17 protein-coding genes are annotated in these 16376 nt (G+C 73.7%); 7 read left to right on the forward strand and 10 right to left on the reverse strand.

The genetic code is table 11. The features are described 5' to 3' along the window. Window positions 1–6: 6 nt before the first annotated feature. The 5 genes from paaE to paaA form a co-directional block, all read right to left on the reverse strand. The gene (gene paaE / locus DMP15_RS10030) at window positions 7–1176 is read right to left on the reverse strand and encodes a 1,2-phenylacetyl-CoA epoxidase subunit PaaE (RefSeq protein WP_083658962.1); all 1170 of its coding nucleotides are present in this window, start codon (window positions 1174–1176) and stop codon (window positions 7–9) included. A gap of 82 nt (window positions 1177–1258) precedes the next feature. Continuing rightward, window positions 1259–1747 carry a 1,2-phenylacetyl-CoA epoxidase subunit PaaD gene (paaD, locus tag DMP15_RS10035; protein ID WP_304580188.1) on the reverse strand — a complete coding sequence of 163 codons (489 nt, stop codon included), beginning with the start codon at window positions 1745–1747 and terminating at the stop codon, window positions 1259–1261. Next, window positions 1744–2622 (reverse strand): 1,2-phenylacetyl-CoA epoxidase subunit PaaC, encoded by an 879-nt coding sequence (gene paaC / locus DMP15_RS10040; protein ID WP_073577390.1) that lies wholly within the window; start codon window positions 2620–2622, stop codon window positions 1744–1746. Before paaC ends, paaD begins: the two co-directional genes overlap by 4 nt. Beyond that, window positions 2619–3005, reverse strand: coding sequence for a 1,2-phenylacetyl-CoA epoxidase subunit PaaB (paaB, locus tag DMP15_RS10045; RefSeq protein WP_139282956.1), 387 nt, complete (start codon window positions 3003–3005; stop codon window positions 2619–2621). The genes paaC and paaB overlap by 4 nt, the downstream gene beginning before the upstream one ends. A gap of 44 nt (window positions 3006–3049) precedes the next feature. Beyond that, window positions 3050–3997, reverse strand: a complete 948-nt coding sequence (gene paaA / locus DMP15_RS10050; RefSeq protein ID WP_073577392.1) for a 1,2-phenylacetyl-CoA epoxidase subunit PaaA — start codon at window positions 3995–3997, stop codon at window positions 3050–3052. 163 nt (window positions 3998–4160) lie between these two features. Here paaA and DMP15_RS10055 point away from each other — a divergent pair, with 163 nt between their 5' ends. Beyond that, window positions 4161–5123, forward strand: coding sequence for a DUF559 domain-containing protein (locus DMP15_RS10055; protein WP_073577393.1), 963 nt, complete (start codon window positions 4161–4163; stop codon window positions 5121–5123). Window position 5124: 1 nt separating this feature from the next. Here DMP15_RS10055 and DMP15_RS10060 read toward each other — a convergent pair whose 3' ends face one another. The 3 genes from DMP15_RS10060 to DMP15_RS10070 are packed head-to-tail and all read right to left on the reverse strand — an operon-like array spanning window position 5125 to window position 6934. Next, complete coding sequence (locus DMP15_RS10060; RefSeq protein WP_337825751.1) at window positions 5125–5526, reverse strand: GNAT family N-acetyltransferase; 402 nt, start codon at window positions 5524–5526, stop codon at window positions 5125–5127. Further along, window positions 5523–6119 (reverse strand): TetR/AcrR family transcriptional regulator, encoded by a 597-nt coding sequence (locus DMP15_RS10065; RefSeq protein ID WP_073577395.1) that lies wholly within the window; start codon window positions 6117–6119, stop codon window positions 5523–5525. Before DMP15_RS10065 ends, DMP15_RS10060 begins: the two co-directional genes overlap by 4 nt. After that, window positions 6116–6934, reverse strand: coding sequence for an enoyl-CoA hydratase/isomerase family protein (locus DMP15_RS10070; RefSeq protein ID WP_073577396.1), 819 nt, complete (start codon window positions 6932–6934; stop codon window positions 6116–6118). The genes DMP15_RS10065 and DMP15_RS10070 overlap by 4 nt, the downstream gene beginning before the upstream one ends. Window positions 6935–7092: 158 nt before the next feature. On the opposite strand from DMP15_RS10070, the gene paaZ reads away from it, so the two are divergent. Genes paaZ through DMP15_RS10085 form a run of 3 tightly spaced genes read left to right on the forward strand, consistent with a single transcriptional unit; the run spans window position 7093 to window position 11162 of the window. Beyond that, window positions 7093–9123, forward strand: a complete 2031-nt coding sequence (paaZ, locus tag DMP15_RS10075) for a phenylacetic acid degradation bifunctional protein PaaZ (protein WP_073577397.1) — start codon at window positions 7093–7095, stop codon at window positions 9121–9123. Continuing rightward, a complete protein-coding gene (gene paaK, locus DMP15_RS10080; RefSeq protein ID WP_100878394.1) occupies window positions 9123–10454 on the forward strand; it encodes a phenylacetate--CoA ligase PaaK in 1332 nt (443 codons plus the stop codon). The genes paaZ and paaK overlap by 1 nt, the downstream gene beginning before the upstream one ends. Before the next feature lie 48 nt (window positions 10455–10502). Beyond that, on the forward strand, window positions 10503–11162 hold the full coding sequence (locus DMP15_RS10085; RefSeq protein WP_202417673.1) for a DsbA family protein: 660 nt from the start codon (window positions 10503–10505) through the stop codon (window positions 11160–11162). Here the strand turns inward: DMP15_RS10085 and DMP15_RS10090 are convergent. Both DMP15_RS10090 and DMP15_RS10095 read right to left on the reverse strand, forming a co-directional pair. Then, window positions 11159–12151, reverse strand: coding sequence for an IS481 family transposase (locus DMP15_RS10090; protein WP_337825752.1), 993 nt, complete (start codon window positions 12149–12151; stop codon window positions 11159–11161). The genes DMP15_RS10085 and DMP15_RS10090 overlap by 4 nt on opposite strands. A gap of 130 nt (window positions 12152–12281) precedes the next feature. Further along, window positions 12282–12686: an Lrp/AsnC family transcriptional regulator gene (locus DMP15_RS10095; RefSeq protein WP_237454181.1), complete on the reverse strand. Its 405-nt coding sequence runs from the start codon at window positions 12684–12686 to the stop codon at window positions 12282–12284. A 195-nt stretch (window positions 12687–12881) separates the two neighbouring features. On the opposite strand from DMP15_RS10095, the gene pdhA reads away from it, so the two are divergent. Genes pdhA through DMP15_RS10110 form a run of 3 tightly spaced genes read left to right on the forward strand, consistent with a single transcriptional unit; the run spans window position 12882 to window position 16362 of the window. Beyond that, window positions 12882–13940 carry a pyruvate dehydrogenase (acetyl-transferring) E1 component subunit alpha gene (gene pdhA / locus DMP15_RS10100; RefSeq protein WP_374210243.1) on the forward strand — a complete coding sequence of 353 codons (1059 nt, stop codon included), beginning with the start codon at window positions 12882–12884 and terminating at the stop codon, window positions 13938–13940. 23 nt (window positions 13941–13963) lie between these two features. Continuing rightward, window positions 13964–14932: an alpha-ketoacid dehydrogenase subunit beta gene (locus DMP15_RS10105; protein WP_083658972.1), complete on the forward strand. Its 969-nt coding sequence runs from the start codon at window positions 13964–13966 to the stop codon at window positions 14930–14932. Next, window positions 14929–16362: a dihydrolipoamide acetyltransferase family protein gene (locus DMP15_RS10110; RefSeq protein WP_073577403.1), complete on the forward strand. Its 1434-nt coding sequence runs from the start codon at window positions 14929–14931 to the stop codon at window positions 16360–16362. Before DMP15_RS10105 ends, DMP15_RS10110 begins: the two co-directional genes overlap by 4 nt. Window positions 16363–16376 lie beyond the last annotated feature (14 nt).

Genomic DNA, 16376 nt, shown 5'->3' on the forward strand with positions numbered 1-16376 from the left:
CCAGTATCAGGCGTCGTAGTCGACCGTGGCGGTGTCGGTCACCGGGCGGGACTGGCAGGTGAGGACGAACCCGGCGGCGACCTCGTCGTCCTCCAGCGCGTAGTTGCGCCGCATGGTCACCTCGCCGCCGGTCACCTTCGCCCGGCACGTCCCGCACACCCCGCCCTTGCAGGCGAACGGCAGGTCGCCACGGACCTTCTGGGCGGCGTCGAGGACGTACTCGCCCGCCGGGACGGCCAGCGTCGTCGACCGTCCGTCGAGGACGACCGTGACCTGCGCGCCGTCGCCGTCCCGCTCGGGCTCGTGGCGGTCGACCTCCGGCGGCGGCTCGTCGACGTAGAACAGCTCGCGGTGCACCCGGCGCCGCTCGACGCCCCGCTCACCGAGCACCGCGACCGCGGCCTCGGTCATGCCGAGCGGGCCGCACAGCCACCAGTCGTCGACGTCGCCGGTGTCGACCAGCGCGGTGAACAGCAGCCGCAGCCGGTCGGCGTCCAGCCTGCCGTTGACGATCTCGGCCTCGGTGGGTTCGCGCGAGAGCACGTGCAGCAGATGCAGCCGCGGGCCGTAGCGGTTCTTCAGGTCGGCGATCTCCTCGGTGAACATCACCGTGTCGGTCCGCCGGTTGCCGTAGACGAGGGTGACGCGGGTGTCGTCGTGCGCGGCCAGCAGCGACGCCGCGATCGACAGCACCGGGGTGATCCCGGACCCGGCGGCGACGAGTCCGTGGTGCGTGCCCGCGGTCAGCTCGGGGGTGAACGACCCGGCCGGCGGGCCGACCTCGACGACGTCGCCCGGGCTCACCTCGTCGACCAGCCAGGCGGAGAACAGGCCGCCGTCGACCCGGCGCACCCCCACCCGCGGTGCGGTCCCGGCGGCGGAGCAGATCGAGTACGACCGGCGCTCCTCGCCGTCGGCGGTGTCCTTCCGGAGGGTCAGATACTGGCCGGGCCGGAAGTCGTAGTGCCCGCGCAGATCCTCGGGGACGTCGAAGGTGACGGCCACGGCGTCGTCGCACAGCCGGTCGACCTCGGTCACCACGAGCCGGTGGAAGCCGGCGGGCAGCGCGTCGTCCTCGGCCAGCAGGGCCTCGATCTCGTCGTCCAGGGCGAGCGTCGTCCGGCCGTACGCCTGGTTGGCCCGGGCCTGCCACGCCGCCGCGCGCCGCTCGCTCATCGGATCTCCTCGCCGGTCCGGTCGATCACCGGGCACGCTCCGCTCCTCGCTCGCCAGGGCTCGCTGCGATGCTCACGCACCCTCAGATCTCCTTCATGTGCTCGAACGGCTCACGGCAGGTGGTGCACCGCCGCAGCGCGGTGCACGCGGTCGGGCCGAAGCGCGACAGCTCCTCGGTCGCCCGGGACCCGCACTGCGGACAGGGCACGACCGTCGACGGCGCGTCCAGCGTCAGCGGGATCGGTCCGCCCGTCCGCGGGGCGCTCCCGGGTGGCGCGACGCCGGCCTCGGCGAGCTTGCGCCGCCCGGCCTCGCTGATCCAGTCCGTGCTCCAGGCGGGGGAGAACACCGTCCGCACCTCGACGCCGGTGTACCCGGCCGCGGCGAGCGCGCCGCGGATGTCCGCGCGCATCTCCTCGATCGCCGGGCAGCCGGAGTAGGTCGGGGTGATCGTGACCGTCACCGTGTCGTCCTGTTCGGACACCGAGCGGATCACGCCGAGGTCGTCGAGGGTGAGCATCGGCATCTCGGGGTCGACGACCTGCGCGACGACCGTGCCCGCCCCGCTCACCAGGACGCCCCGGGGTGCCGGCGCGCGAGGCTCTGCAGCACGACGAGCGCGGGCTCCAGCTTCTCGGTGTGCACGCCCTGGCGGCCGCCGCGGCCCCCGATCGTGCCGGTCGGCGGCACCTGCGGCACGGTCAGCGTGGCCCGTCCGATCACCTGCGCGAGCACGGCGTCGACCTCCTCGCGGGTGTCCGCCGGGTCGACGGCGACACCGGCGGCGACCAGGCGTCGCTCGGTGTCGGTGGTGCGGAACAGCTCGCCGAGGTGCGGCCACACCCACTCCAGCGCGTCCTGCATGCGCCGGTGCGACTCCGGCGTGCCGTCGCCGAGGCGCAGCGTCCACCGCGCGGCGTGGTCACGGTGGTAGGTGACCTCCTTGACCCCCTTCGCGGCGACGGCGGCGACCACCGGGTCGGCGGAGTCCGTGAGCCGGTGCAGCAGCGCGAGCCGCCAGCTGGAGAACACCAGCAGCCGGGCGATGGCGCGGGCGAAGTCCAGGTCGTCGGACGGCTCGACGAGCCCGACGCAGCGGAACTCCGACACCTCGCGCCAGTAGGCCAGCGCGTCCTCGTCGCGGCCGGTCAGGTGCCCGGCGCGGGACAGCAGCACCCGGGCCTGGCCGAGCAGGTCGAGCGCGGTGTTGGCGAGCGCGACCTCCTCCTCCAGCTCCGGGGCGTTCGAGACCCACTCGGTCAGGCGGTGGGACAGGATCAGCGCGTCGTCGCCGAGCATCAGGCAGTACTCCGCGAGGTCCGCCGGATCGGTGCCCGCGGGAACCGGCGCGACGATGTCCGCCTCGCTGTCCTCGAACCCCGAGCCGAACGCCCAGCGCGGGTCGTCGCCCTCCTCGGTGAGGCCGTCGTAGACGGAGCCGCTCACAGGTGCGGCACCTCCTCCGGGATCGCGTAGAACGTCGGATGCCGGTAGATCTTGTCCCCGCTCGGGCCGAAGAACGGGTCCTTCTCGTCCGGGCTGGACGCGGTGATCGCGTCGGCGCGGACCACCCAGATGCTCACACCCTCGTTGCGGCGGGTGTAGACGTCGCGGGCGTTGTGCAGGGCCATCTCGTCGTCCGCGGCGTGCAGCGACCCGACGTGGACGTGGTTGAGCCCGCGCTTGCCGCGGACGAAGACCTCGTAGAGCGGCCAGGCGCGACGGCTCGGCTTCGCACCCCGCCCGGTCTCGACACCCGTCGTCGGGACGGCGCCGTGGCCGCCCTCGGCGTTCATGCTCGTTCCGCCTGCGCTGCTCTCGGTGTTCATGCTCGTTCCGCCTGCGCTGCGCTCGGTGCTCATGTCCTGCTCGCTCATGCCCGTGCCCCCTGCTTCTCCGCGTAGGCCTGCGCCGCCTCGCGCACCCACGCCCCGTTCTCGTGCGCGCGACGCCGGTGGTCCAGCCGCTGCCGGTTCGCCGGCCCCGCCCCGGAGACCACGGCGGTGAACTCCGACCAGTCCGGTTCGCCGAAGTCGTGCGCCTGCCGCTCGTCGTTCCAGCGCAGGTCCGGGTCGGGCAGCGTGACGCCCAGCACCGCCGCCTGCGGGACGGTCATGTCGACGAAGCGCTGGCGCAGCTCGTCGTTGGTGTGGCGCTTGATGCCCCACGCCATCGACTGGTGCGTGTTGGGGGAGTCGCCGTCGGCCGGGCCGAACATCATCAGCGACGGCCACCACCAGCGGTCCACCGACTCCTGCACCATGCGCTTCTGCGCCTCGGTCCCCGCGGTCAGCGCGAGCAGCGACTCGTAGCCCTGACGCTGGTGGAACGACTCCTCCTTGCAGATGCGGATCATCGCCCGGGCGTAGGGCCCGTAGGAGCAGCGGCACAGCGGGACCTGGTTCGCGATCGCCGCGCCGTCGACCAGCCACCCGATGACGCCGATGTCCGCCCAGGACAGCGTCGGGTAGTTGAAGATCGAGCTGTACTTCTGCTTGGAGTCGATCAGCTTCTCGGTGAGCTCCTCGCGGTCGACGCCGAGGGTCTCCGCGGCCGCGTAGAGGTACATGCCGTGGCCGGCCTCGTCCTGCACCTTGGCCAGCAGGATCGCCCTGCGCCGCAGCGACGGCGCACGCAGCAGCCAGTTGCCCTCCGGCTGCATCCCGATGATCTCCGAGTGCGCGTGCTGGGCGATCTGCCGGATAAGGCTTCTGCGGTAGGCCTCGGGCATCCAGTCCCGCGGCTCGATCCGCTGGTCCGCCGCGATCGTCGCGTCGAACCGCTCCTCCAGCTCCGCCGGGGATGGCGCGGTGCTCGTCACTGGACACCTCCGTACCGAATGTTCGTTCGGCTACGAGTGTGGCGGATGAGCGGGGGATCCCGCAACCCCGGCACCGGGTGTCGCGTTCCGGTGGTCGCGACCACGCGGACGCGACGCTCGGCGATGAGGGGAACCGCTGAGCCGCCGGTGTCGTCCAAGGCGCATGGATCTTTCGCGGCCCTTCTGCGGTGCGACGGCGGTCCGTGCCGGGCTGGTCACCCCGAACCAGCTGCGCGGCCCACGCTTCCGGCGTCTGGTGCGCGGCGTGCACGTCCGCGCCGAGGTGCCGGTGACCTACCTGTTGCGGTGCGAGGCCGCGGCCCTGGCGGTCGGAGCGCTCGCCGTCACGGGGGCCCCCGTGCCCGGCGGCGGTTCCGTCGCGCTCGCGGGCTGGGCGGCGGCGGAGGTGCACGACGCCCGGTGCGCTCCGAAGGATGTCCCGGTCGAGATCGTGGCGCCGGGTGGCAGCCGGCGGATCCGCGGCGGCGTGCTCGTCCACCGCGGCCTGCTCGCGCCGGACGAGCTGGTGCCGGGGGTACGGATCCCGGTCCCCGGAGGCCGCCGACCGAGGTTCGTACCCGGCCGGACGGTCACCGCCACCACGCCGCTGCGCACCGCCTTCGACCTGGCCCGCCGGGTGCCGCGGGTGGAGGCCGTGATCGCTCTCGACGCCCTGGCCCGGGTCGGTGGCTTCACTCCGACCTCGGTGCTCGACCTCGCCGGGCGGCGTCCGGGCGCGCGCGGGATCCGGCGGCTCCCCGGCCTCGTCGCGCTGTCGGATCCGCTCGCCGGGTCACCGATGGAGACCCGCGTCCGGCTGGCGCTGCACGACGGCGGGCTGCCGCCACCGGTGCTGCAGCACCCCGTCGGCCCCTACCGGATCGACCTCTCCTACCCGCACGTACGACTCGGGATCGAGTACGACGGCGAGCACCACCGCGATCCGGCGCAGGCCCGCAAGGACCTGGAGCGTCAGCAGTACCTGTCCCGCGCGGGCTGGACGATCCTGCGCCCCTCCGCCGTCGACGTCCTCCTGTACCCGGAGTCCCTCGCCCTCTCCGTCCGGGCCCACCTCGAGCGTCGCGAAGCCGTGGTGCCGGGCACCGGTTCGTCACGCTCGGCGTGACTCAGCGGTGCAGGCGGAGCAGGCCGGCGTCGGTGGGTGGGAGGGCGCAGGAGCGGTAGAAGGGGATCAGGTGGGGGGCGAAGTCCACGTGCAGCCAGGTGCAGCCCGCCGCGGTGGCCTGCTCCACGGCCCCGGCGACCAGCGCCCGGCCGATCCCGCGGCGGCGGTACCCGTCGGCGACGACGAGGTCGAGCAGGAACGCGTGCCGGTCGCCGTCCCAGGCGAGGTTGACGAACCCGGCGAGCGCCTCGCCGTCGCGGGCGTCGAGCCAGCTCAGGCTGTGTGCGGCGAGCTGGGTGGACCAGCGTCGCAGGCGTGGGGTCTCGCCGAACCCGGCGGCGTGCAGCGCGGAGAGCGCGACGTCGTCGACCTCGGGGCGGACGCGGACCCGGACGTCGGTCACGGGGCCGGGACGATGCCGGAGAAGGCGGCGCGGACGACGTCCTCGGGCAGGGTGGCGGTCCCGGGGCGGCCGGGGCGGTACCACTCGACGATCGAGTTGATCGTGCCGGACAGCAGCCGTGCGGCCAGGGCGGGGTCGACGTCGGAGCGGACCTCGCCGGCGTCGACGGCGTCGCGGACCAGGGCGCGCACGGCCGCGTCGAACGCACGGCGGCGTTCCAGTGCCCAGCGCTCGGTCTCGGTGTTGCCGCGCACCCGGAGCAGCAGGGTGACGTACGGCAGCTCGGCCATCAGCACCCCGACCTGCGCGGCGACGATCACCCGCAGCCGGTCGGCGGGGGAGCCGGTGCGGGCCTCGGGGAGGTCGAGCACGCCGAACAGCCCGTCGACGGCGCGTTCCAGCGCCGCGCGCAGCAGCGCCTCCTTGCCCGCGAAGTGGTGGTAGAACGACGACTTCGTGATCCCGGCGGCCCGCGAGAGGTCCTCCATCGACGTCGCGTCGTAGCCGCGGTCGATGAACTCCCCGACCGCGGTCTCGAGCAGCGCGTCGCGGCCGCCGCTGGGCCGCCGGGCCCGCTTGACCGGCGAGCTCATCGGCCCTCGAAGACGGGCTTCTTCTTCGCGAGGAAGTCGCTCACGGCCTGCTGGTGGTCGCGCGTGGTCGACAGCCGGACCTGGGCGTCGGCCTCGTACTCCAGGACGGCGGGGAGCTCGTTGACCGCGCCGAAGCGCAGCGCGCCCTTCACCTCGGCGTAGGCGCGGGTGGGTCCGGCGGCCAGCCGGCGCGCGAGCTCCAGTGCGGTGCCGAGGACCTCATCGGCCGGGACGACGTCGCGCACCAGGCCCCAGTTGCGGGCGTCCTCGGCGGTGAACTGCTCGTTCAGCAGCACCAGTTCGGTCGCCCGGGAGACGCCGACGGCGTGCGCGAGCGACGCCGCGAGGCCGCTGTCGGTGGACAGTCCGATGCCGGTGAACGCGGTGGAGAACTTCAGGCCCTCCGCAGCGATCCTCAGGTCGGCGGCCAGCGCGATGCCGAGCCCGGCGCCCACGCACGGTCCGTTGATCGCGGCGATCACCGGCTTGGGCGCTTCGTTGAGCGCGCGGATCAACGGGTTGTAGTGCCGGCGGACGGTTCCCAGGGCGTCGACGGGGTCGACCTCGAGCGCCGCGGCGTGCTCGCCCAGGTCCTGGCCGACGCAGAACGCCTTCCCGGCCCCGGTCAGCACGACGGCACGCACCGTCTCGTCCGCGGCGACCTCCACGGCCGCCGCGAGCAGCGCCTCCTTGAGCTCGACGGTGAGCGCGTTGTACTTCGCGGGGCGGTTCAGCGTGACCACTGCGACCGACGGGTCGGTCTCGTCGCGGGTCACGAGGACGGCGGGATCGGTGCCGGTGGCGGGGGAGGACATCCGGTGAGCCTAGCGGCCGACCGAACGATCGGTCTCCCCTTCCTGCCGGCGTCCGGACGGACCCTGGTGCGGTTCCGTGGACCGGTGCTAGGTTCGCCCGAACGAACGGTCGGTTCAATTGCTGACCCGCGACGACGAAGCGCGACGGAGGCTCGCCGATGACCCTGCTCCGCAGTCACCTCTCCGGTACCTGGCAGACCGGGAGCGGCGAGGGCCGCCCGCTGTACAACGCGGTGACCGGCGAGGAGGTCGCCCGTGTCTCCGCCGAGGGCCTGGACCTCGGCGCGGCCCTGGCCCACGGTCGCCGCACCGGTGGCCCGGCCCTGCGCGAGCTGACCTTCCACCAGCGCGCCGCACTGCTGAAGGCACTCGGCGGGCACCTGCGCGAGCACCGTGAGGAGCTCTACGCCGTCTCCGCGCGCACGGGGGCGACCCTCGACGACTCGACGTTCGACATCGACGGCGGCATCGGGGTTCTGCTCGCCTACGCCTCGAAGGCCAAGCGTGAGCTGCCCAACGACACCGTGTTCGTCGAGGGCGCGGTCGAGCCGCTGAGCCGCGGCGGCAGCTTCCTCGGCCAGCACGTGCTGACCCCGCGTCACGGAGTCGCGGTGCAGGTCAACGCGTTCAACTTCCCGGTCTGGGGGCCGCTGGAGAAGCTCGCCCCGGCGTTCCTCGCCGGTGTCCCCACGCTGATCAAGCCGGCGTCGCCGACCGCGTTCCTGACCGCGAGGCTGGTCGAGCTGATCGTGGACTCGGGTCTGCTGCCCGACGGCGCGGTCCAGTTCGTCGCCGGGTCGTTGGGGGACTGCTTCGACCACCTCACCGGACAGGACCTGGTGAGCTTCACCGGCTCGGCGTCGACCGCTCAGACCCTGCGCAGCCACCCCGGGGTCGTCCGGAACTCCGTGCGGTTCTCCGCCGAGGCCGACTCGCTGAACCTGGCCGCGCTCGGCCCGGACGCGACGCCCGGCACCGAGGAGTTCGACCTCTTCGTGAAGGCCCTGACCACCGAGATGACGGTCAAGGCCGGGCAGAAGTGCACCGCGATCCGGCGCGCGTTCGTGCCGCGCGCACACGTCGACGCCGTCGTCGAGGCCGTCACCGCGCGGCTCGCGAGGGTCGTGGTCGGCGCCCCCGGCGCCGAGGGCGTCCGGATGGGGGCGCTCGCGAGCCTCGACCAGCGCGAGGAGGTGCGCCGCAGCGTGAAGGCCCTGCGCGATGCCGGCCGGATCGTGTTCGGCGACCCCGACCACGTCGAGGTGACCGGCGCCGACGCCGACCGTGGCGCGTTCGTCTCCCCGCTGCTGCTGGTCGGTGACCCGGACCGCGCCGAGCCGCACGAGGTCGAGGCGTTCGGCCCGGTGTCGACCGTGCTGCCCTACGACACTCCTGCGCAGCTGATCGACTACGCCGCCCGCGGTCAGGGGTCGCTCGCCGGGTCCGTCGTCTCCGCCGACCCCGGGTTCGTCCGCGAGGTCGTGCTCGGTGTCGCGCCGTTCCACGGCCGCGTGCACGTGCTCAACGCCCGCGACGCGGGCGAGTCCACCGGGCACGGGTCGCCGCTGCCGCAGCTCGTCCACGGCGGCCCGGGCCGCGCCGGCGGCGGTGAGGAGATGGGCGGCGTGCGCGGGGTGTTCCACCACATGCAGCGCACCGCGGTCCAGGCCGACCCCGACTCGCTCGCCGCGATCACCGGCCGCTGGGTCACCGGTGCGCAGCGCCACACCACCGACGTGCACCCGTTCCGCAGGCATCTCGAGGAGCTGCGCCCCGGCGACTGCCTGGTCGCCGGTCCGCGCCGGGTGACCCGGGAGGACGTGGAGCACTTCGCCGAGTTCACCGGCGACACGTTCTACGCGCACATGGACGAGGCCGCCGCCGCGGCGAACCCGCTGTTCGGGCAGCGCGTCGCGCACGGCTACCTGGTCGTCTCGCTGGCCGCCGGCCTGTTCGTCGACCCGGACCCGGGCCCGGTGCTCGCGAACTTCGGCGTCGACGGGCTGCGGTTCCTCACCCCGGTCCGCTTCGACGACGAGCTGACCGTGACCCTGACCTGCAAGCAGCTCACCCCGCGCGAGTCCGCCGGCTACGGCGAGGTCCGCTGGGACGCCGACGTCACGCGGCAGGACGGCGAGTCCGTCGCCCGCTACGACGTACTCACCCTCGTCGCGAAGAAGGACGCGTGATGACGGCGGCGACGAGGCGCCTCGGCGACGCGCCCCCGGCCGAGCTGCTGGACCCCGCCGAGCGGATGTCGGTCGACGAGCTGCGTGCGCTGCAGCTGGAGCGTCTGCAGTGGTCGCTGCGGCACGCCTACGACAACGTGCCGCACTACCGCGCGAGGTTCGACGAGCACGGCGTGCGCCCCGCCGACTGCCGCGAGCTCGCCGACATCGCGAAGTTCCCGACGACGACCAAGGCCGACCTGCGGGAGACCTACCCGTTCGGCATGTTCGCGGTGCCGCGTGAGCGGATCGCGCGGATCCACGCGTCGTCGGGCACGACGGGGCGCCCGACCGTCGTCGGCTACACCGCGGGTGACCTCGACCGGTGGGCCGGGCTCGTCGCCCGGTCGATCCGGGCCGCGGGCGGGCGCCCCGGCCACCGCGTCCACGTCGCCTACGGGTACGGCCTGTTCACCGGCGGGCTCGGCGCGCACTACGGCGCGGAGAAGCTGGGCGCGACCGTCATCCCCGTCTCCGGCGGGATGACCCCGCGCCAGGTGCAGCTCATCGGCGACTTCGAGCCCGAGGTCATCATGCTGACCCCGAGCTACATGCTCACCCTGCTCGACGAGTTCGAGCGCCAGGGTGTCGACCCCCGGTCGACGAGCCTGCAGGTCGGGATCTTCGGTGCCGAGCCCTGGACCGAGCAGATGCGCGCCGAGATCGAGGAGCGGGCCGGCATCCACGCCGTCGACATCTACGGGCTGTCCGAGGTCATGGGACCCGGCGTGTCACAGGAGTGCGTGGAGACCAAGGACGGTCTGCACATCTGGGAGGACCACTTCCTGCCCGAGGTCGTCGACCCGCTCGACGGCACCCCGCTGCCCGACGGCTCCGAGGGAGAGTTGCTGTTCACCAGCCTCACCAAGGAGGGGCTGCCGATCATCCGCTACCGCACCCGCGACCTCACGACATTGCTCCCGGGTACCGCGCGGCCGCAGATGCGGCGGATGGCCAAGATCACCGGCCGGTCCGACGACATGATCATCCTGCGCGGGGTGAACGTCTTCCCGACCCAGATCGAGGAGATCGTGCTCCGCACGCCCGGGCTCGCGCCGCACTTCCAGCTGGAGCTGACCACCCAGGGCAGGCTCGACGCGATGACCGTGCGCGTGGAGGCCCGCGGCGACACGCCCGCCGACCGTCGCGACCCGGCCGCCGCGGAGCTCGTGCGCGCGGTGAAGGAGACCGTCGGTATCTCCGTGACCTGCGACGTCGTGGACCCCGACACCCTGGAGCGCTCGGTCGGGAAGCTGCAGCGGCTCAAGGACCACCGGGAGCCGAGGAGCTGACCTCCTCGGCGGGGAATGCCGTGGGTCGCGCGCGGGTTGCGACCGGTCGTGAAGCTCGAGATCTGGTCCGACGTCGTCTGCCCGTGGTGCGCGATCGGGCGGGCGCGTCTGCAGGCGGCGTTGTCCGGTTTCGCACACCGCGACGCGGTGACGCTGCGGTGGCGCAGCTTCGAGCTCGATCCGGCCGCGCCGCGCAAGCAGCCCGGTGACCGGGCCGAGCACCTGGCGGCCAAGTACGGCGTGAGCGTCGCGGCGGCCCGCCGGATGGAGGGCCAGGTCACCGCCACCGCGGCCGCGGACGGGTTGGAGTTCCGCTTCGACCGGGCCCGCCACGGCAACACCGCCGACGCCCACCGGCTGCTGCACCACGCCTGGGAGACCGGCGGCGCCACGGTGCAGGACGAGCTGAAGGGCCGGCTGCTGCGGGCCTCGTTCACCGACGGCGAGCCGATCGGTGACCCGGAGGCGCTGGTCCGGATCGCCGTCGGCGCCGGGCTCGACGAGGACGGCGTCCGCGCGGTGCTCGGCTCCGACCGCCACCTCGACGACGTCCGCGCCGACGAGGACCTGGCCCGCCGCCTGGGCATCACCTCGGTGCCGTTCCTGGTGATCGACGACCGCTACGGCGTCGCGGGCGCCCAGCCGATCGAGGCGCTGCGCGAGGTGCTGGACACCGCCTGGGCCGAGGGCACACCCGCCCGCGGCTAGCTGTACTGCCCGGACAGGTTGGTCAACCTGCTGATCGGTGGGAGACCACCGATGGCGGTGTGGGGCCTGTGGTGGTTGTACTCGTGCAGCCACCCGGGTAGCGCCTTTCGGCGTTGCGACTCGCCGGTGTAGAGCCGGGCGAAGGCCCAGCCGTCGGCGAGAGTGCGGTGGAACCGTTCGATCTTTCCGTTGGTCTGTGGGCGGTAGGGACGGGTGCGTTTCGGGGTGATCCGCAGCGCGTGGCAGGTGTCGCGCCAGGCGTGGGAGCGGTAGGCCGAGCCGTTGTCGGACAGGACTCGGCGGGTGGTGACCCCGCGGGCGGAGAACCAGGCCACCGCGCGGCGCAGCACAGCGATCGCGGTGGCGGCGGTCTCGTCGTCGTGGATCTCGGCGTAGGCCAGGCGGGAGTGGTCGTCGAGCACGGTGTGCACGAACGCCGTGCCCATCTTCGCCTGGTGGTGGGCGTTGCGAAGTTTCCCAGGGGTCGCGGCCCGGTTGCGGTCTCCCTGGGCGCGCCCGACATAGCGCCAGCCGCCGCCGTCGGGGATGTTGCCCAGCTTCTTCACATCCACGTGCAGCAGATCCCCGGGGGCGGGGTGTTCGTAGCGACGCACCGGTTCTCCGGTGGCGCGGTCGACATGGGCGAGGCGGTTGATCCGACACCGCACCAGCACCCGGTGCACGGTCGAGGCAGCGACACCGACCCGGTCGGCGATCTGGACCGGGCCCAGGCGCTTCTTCCAGCGCAGGTGCACGATCCGGCGCACCACCGGTGCCGGCGTCGCCCGCGGCGAGTGGTGCGGCCGGCTGGAGCGATCGGCCATGCCGGCCGGGCCGTCGAGGCGGTAGCGGTCGGCCCAGCGTTTCGCGGTCGGCCAGGCCACCTGGAACCGGGCAGCGGCCGCAGCGATCGGCACGTCGCCCTCGACGATCAGACGCGCCAGGCGCAGTCGGCCGCGTTCGGACAGTGGAGCGTTAGCGTGGACCACGAGGACCTCCTGTGGTTGTGGGTGCGGGTGCCTTCGACAGCTCCACACCCTCCGCAGGAGGTCCTCACCCTTCAAGATCAGCTAGATCGTGTCGTCACACGAGTTCGACCAACGTCTCCGGTCAGTACAGCTAGCGGGACTCGTCCTCGAAGATCAGGATCGTCCGGGTCGACACCACGGCCGGCAGCGCCTGCAGGCGTTCGAGCACGACGCTGCGCAGCGCGTCGTTGCCGGTGGTGCGCACCAGCAGCAGTACGTCGAAGTCCCCGCCGACCAGCGCCATGTGCCGGACCTCGGGGATCGCGCGCAGCTGTTCGCGCAGCTCGCGCCAGCTGTTCTGGCGCACTGTCAGCGTCACGTACGCCGAGGTGTGCAGCCCCACCTTGTCCTGGTCGACGAGCGCGGTGAACCCGGTGACCACGCGATCGTCGACGAGCCGGGCGAGGCGGGCGTAGGCGTTCGCCCGCGAGATCGTCAGGCGCTCGGCCAGCGCGCGCCCGGTCAGCCTGCCGTCGCGCTGCAGCTCCCCGACCATCCGCCGGTCGATGTCGTCGAGCACCGGCCCCTCCGTTCGTCTCGCCGCGCCCCGCCGGACACCGGTGACCCGGACCACTCGTCCGGAGCGGTGCCGCGCTGCGGGCCGATCGTCTCGGCATCTCCGCTTTCCGAGTCGATCGTACGGATCATGCGCCATTCTCGAGGCACTGTGTCCGCACGGAGGGGAGTCATCGTGGACGACCGGCGCGAGACCGTCCGCCTGCTGGAACCGGACGGCACCACGGTGCCCGGCGCTCAGCTCCCGCCGCCGGACCGGCTGCTCGACGGCTACCGCGGCCTGGTGCACGCCCGGCGGCTCAACGAGCAGGCCGGCGCGCTGGTCCGGCAGGGGCGTCTGGCCGTGTACCCGTCCTCGCGCGGCCAGGAGGCCTGCCAGGTGGCCGCGGCGATGGTGCTGGGCGACGACGACTGGCTCTTCCCGACCTACCGCGACACCGCAGCGATCGTCGCGCGCGGTGTCGACCCGGTGGAGGTGCTCACGATGCTGCGGGGGGACCGGCACTGCGGCTACGACGTCGCCGGCCACCGCGTCGCCCCGCAGGCGACCCCGCTCGCCACACAGCTGCTGCACGCCGTCGGCGTCGCCCACGCCGCGCGGCTCAAGGGCGAGCCCGACGCCGTCCTGGCGCTCTGCGGCGATGGCGCGACCAGCGAGGGCGACTTCCACGAGGCGCTGAACTTCGCCGCGGTGTTCCGGGCGCCGGTGGTGTTCCTCGTGCAGAACAACAAGTACGCGATCTCGGTGCCGCTGCATCGGCAGAGCGCAGCCGCCGACCTCGCGGACAAGGCGGTCGGCTACGGCATGCCCGGTGTGCGGGTCGACGGCAACGACCTCCCCGCGCTGCTCACCGTGCTCGACGGCGCCGTCTCCCTGGCCCGCTCCGGTGGCGGCCCGACGCTGGTGGAGGCCGACACCTACCGCATGGAGGCCCACACCAACGCCGACGACGCGGGCCGCTACCGCGACGAGAGCGAGGTCGCCTCCTGGGCAGGCCGCGACCCGCTGGTGCGTCTGCGCGCTCGGCTGCGCGCCGACGGCCTGCTCGACGACGACGCCGAGCGCGCGCTCACCGACGACGCCGAGCGGATGGCCGCCGCCCTGCGCGCCGGCATCGCGGCCGAGTCCCCGGTGGACCCCGAGGACCTGTTCGCCCACGTCTACGCCCACCCCACCCCGCAGCTGCGCGAGCAGCGCGCCCAGCTGCGCGCCGAGCTGGAGGTCACGCCGTGAAGACCGGTCCCGTGAAGCTCACCATGGCGCAGTCGATCAACACGGCGCTGCGCGAGGCGATGGCCGCCGACCCGACCGTCGTCGTGTTCGGGGAGGACGTCGGTCCGCTCGGCGGGGTCTTCCGGGTCACCGACGGGCTCACGGCCGAGTTCGGCGAGCACCGCTGCTTCGACACCCCGCTCGCCGAGTCCGGCATCGTCGGCACGGCGGTGGGGATGGCGATGAACGGGCTGCGGCCCGTCGTCGAGATGCAGTTCGACGCGTTCGCCTATCCGGCGTTCGAGCAGATCGCCAGCCACGTCGCGAAGTTCGGCAACCGCACCTCGGGCCGGATGCGGCTGCCGATGGTCATCCGGGTGCCCTACGCCGGCGGGATCGGCGGCGTCGAGCACCACTGCGACTCCTCCGAGGCGTACTACGCCCACACCGCCGGGCTGACCGTGCTCGCCCCGGCCACGAACGCCGACGCCCACGGCCTGCTCCGCGCGGCGATCGAGTACCCGGATCCGGTGGTCTTCCTGGAGCCGAAGAAGCACTACTTCATGAAGGAGGAGGTGGACACGACCGTCCCGGTGCCGCCGATCGGACGTGCCGTCGTCCGCCGCCCCGGGGTCGACGCGACGCTCATCGCCTACGGCCCGACGGTCCCGGTCGTGCTCGCCGCCGCCGAGGAGGCCGCCCGCGAGGGCCGTGACCTGGGCGTGGTCGACCTGCGGTCGATCGTGCCGTTCGACGACGAGACCGTCTGCGCGCAGGTCCGCCGGACCGGGCGGGCGGTCGTCGTCGCGGAGGCCCCGGGGTTCGCCTCGGTCGCCTCGGAGATCGCCGCCAGGATCTCCGAGCGGTGCTTCCACCACCTCGAGGCGCCGGTGCGCCGGGTGACCGGATTCGACGTGCCCTACCCGCCGCCGAAGCTGGAGCAGCACCACCTGCCCGGGGTGGACCGGGTGCTCGACGCCGTCGACTCGCTCGGCTGGGAGGACGCGGCGTGAGTGCGCAGGTGTTCACCCTGCCCGACCTGGGGGAGGGGCTGACCGAGGCCGAGCTGGTCCGCTGGCTGGTGGCCGACGGGGACACCGTCGGCGTCGACCAGCCCGTGGCCGAGGTGGAGACGGCGAAGGCCGTGGTCGAGGTGCCGTCGCCGTACGCGGGCACGGTGCTGACCCGGCACGGTGCGGAGGGCGAGACGCTGCGGGTCGGGGAGCCGCTGGTGTCGGTCGGGGACGCCGGGGACACCGGATCGGGGAACGTCCTGATCGGGTACGGCACGTCCGGCGGGCACGAGGGGGCCCGCCGGCGTCGCCGGGCCGCGAAGCGCGCCGACCCACCCGCGCCCGCCCCTTCGCCCGTGCCCGCCGACTCACCCGCGCCCGCCGGCCCGGCCGCGCCCGCGGTCCCGGCGGCGACGTCCGCCGCCGACCGCGCGCGGGGGGAGCGTCGGCCGGTGCAGTCGCCGGTGGTGCGGCGGCTGGCCCGCGACCACGGCATCGACCTCGCGACGGTCGAGGGGACCGGGCCCGGCGGGATGGTGCTGCGTCACGACGTGGCGCTCGCTGCCGCCCGCTCCGCGCCGCCGGCCGCCGCCGAGCCCGCTGCCGCGCCGCACGCCACTGCACCGCCTGCCGCTGCACCGCCCGCTGCCGCGCCGCCCGCCGTTGCACGGCCTGCCGCCGCACCGTCCGCTGCGACGACCGCCGTCGCGCCGGAGCATGACCCCCGCACCGGGCTCGCGGTGCGGGCGATCGTGCCGCTGCGCGGGGTCCGCCGCGCCGTCGCCGAGACCCTGACCCGCAGCCGCGCCGAGATCCCCGAGGCCACGACCTGGGTCGACGTCGACGCCACCGACCTGCTCGCCCTGCGCCCGCAGCTCACCGGCACCGACGGCCGCCCGGTCGGGCTGCTCGCGATCCTGGCCCGGTTCGTCGTCGCCGGTCTCGCTCGGTTCCCCGAGCTCAACGCCCGGGTCGACCCGCAGGCGGGGGAGATCGTGCACCTCGACGGGGTGCACCTCGGCATCGCCGCGCAGACCGACCGTGGTCTGGTCGTCCCCTCGGTCGCCGACGCCCACCGCCTCGGGATGCGCGGCCTCGACACCGAGATCCGCCGGCTCACCGCGGCGGCCCGGGACGGCTCGGTCACCGCCACCGAGCTGACCCGCGGGTCGTTCACCCTGAACAACTACGGGGTGCTCGGCGTCGACGGCAGCGCCGCGATCATCAACCATCCCGAGGTCGCGATGCTGGGCGTCGGGCGGGTGCTGCCGCGGCCGTGGGTCGTCGACGGCGCGGTCGTCCCGCGGTCGATCACCCAGCTGTCGCTGGTGTTCGACCACCGCGTCTGCGACGGCGGCACCGCGGGCGGGTTCCTGCGGTTCGTCGCCGACGCCGTCGAGTCGCCGCTGTCCGCGCTGGCCGACCTGTGACGCCCGGCGCCGCC

This window comes from Pseudonocardia sp. UM4_GMWB1, from assembly GCF_017312155.1.
GTDB classification, from domain to species: domain Bacteria; phylum Actinomycetota; class Actinomycetes; order Mycobacteriales; family Pseudonocardiaceae; genus Pseudonocardia; species Pseudonocardia alni.

Bases quoted from the DNA above. Each gene is read 5' to 3' on its own strand.
- paaE (WP_083658962.1), bottom strand. From the start codon at position 1,176: ATGAGCGAGCGGCGCGCGGCGGCGTGGCAGGCCCGGGCCAACCAGGCG.
- paaB (WP_139282956.1), bottom strand. From the start codon at position 3,005: ATGAACACCGAGAGCAGCGCAGGCGGAACGAGCATGAACGCCGAGGGC.
- DMP15_RS10055 (WP_073577393.1), top strand. From the start codon at position 4,161: ATGGATCTTTCGCGGCCCTTCTGCGGTGCGACGGCGGTCCGTGCCGGG.
- DMP15_RS10065 (WP_073577395.1), bottom strand. From the start codon at position 6,119: ATGAGCTCGCCGGTCAAGCGGGCCCGGCGGCCCAGCGGCGGCCGCGAC.
- DMP15_RS10070 (WP_073577396.1), bottom strand. From the start codon at position 6,934: ATGTCCTCCCCCGCCACCGGCACCGATCCCGCCGTCCTCGTGACCCGC.
- paaZ (WP_073577397.1), top strand. From the start codon at position 7,093: ATGACCCTGCTCCGCAGTCACCTCTCCGGTACCTGGCAGACCGGGAGC.
- paaK (WP_100878394.1), top strand. From the start codon at position 9,123: ATGACGGCGGCGACGAGGCGCCTCGGCGACGCGCCCCCGGCCGAGCTG.
- DMP15_RS10095 (WP_237454181.1), bottom strand. From the start codon at position 12,686: ATGGTCGGGGAGCTGCAGCGCGACGGCAGGCTGACCGGGCGCGCGCTG.
- DMP15_RS10105 (WP_083658972.1), top strand. From the start codon at position 13,964: ATGGCGCAGTCGATCAACACGGCGCTGCGCGAGGCGATGGCCGCCGAC.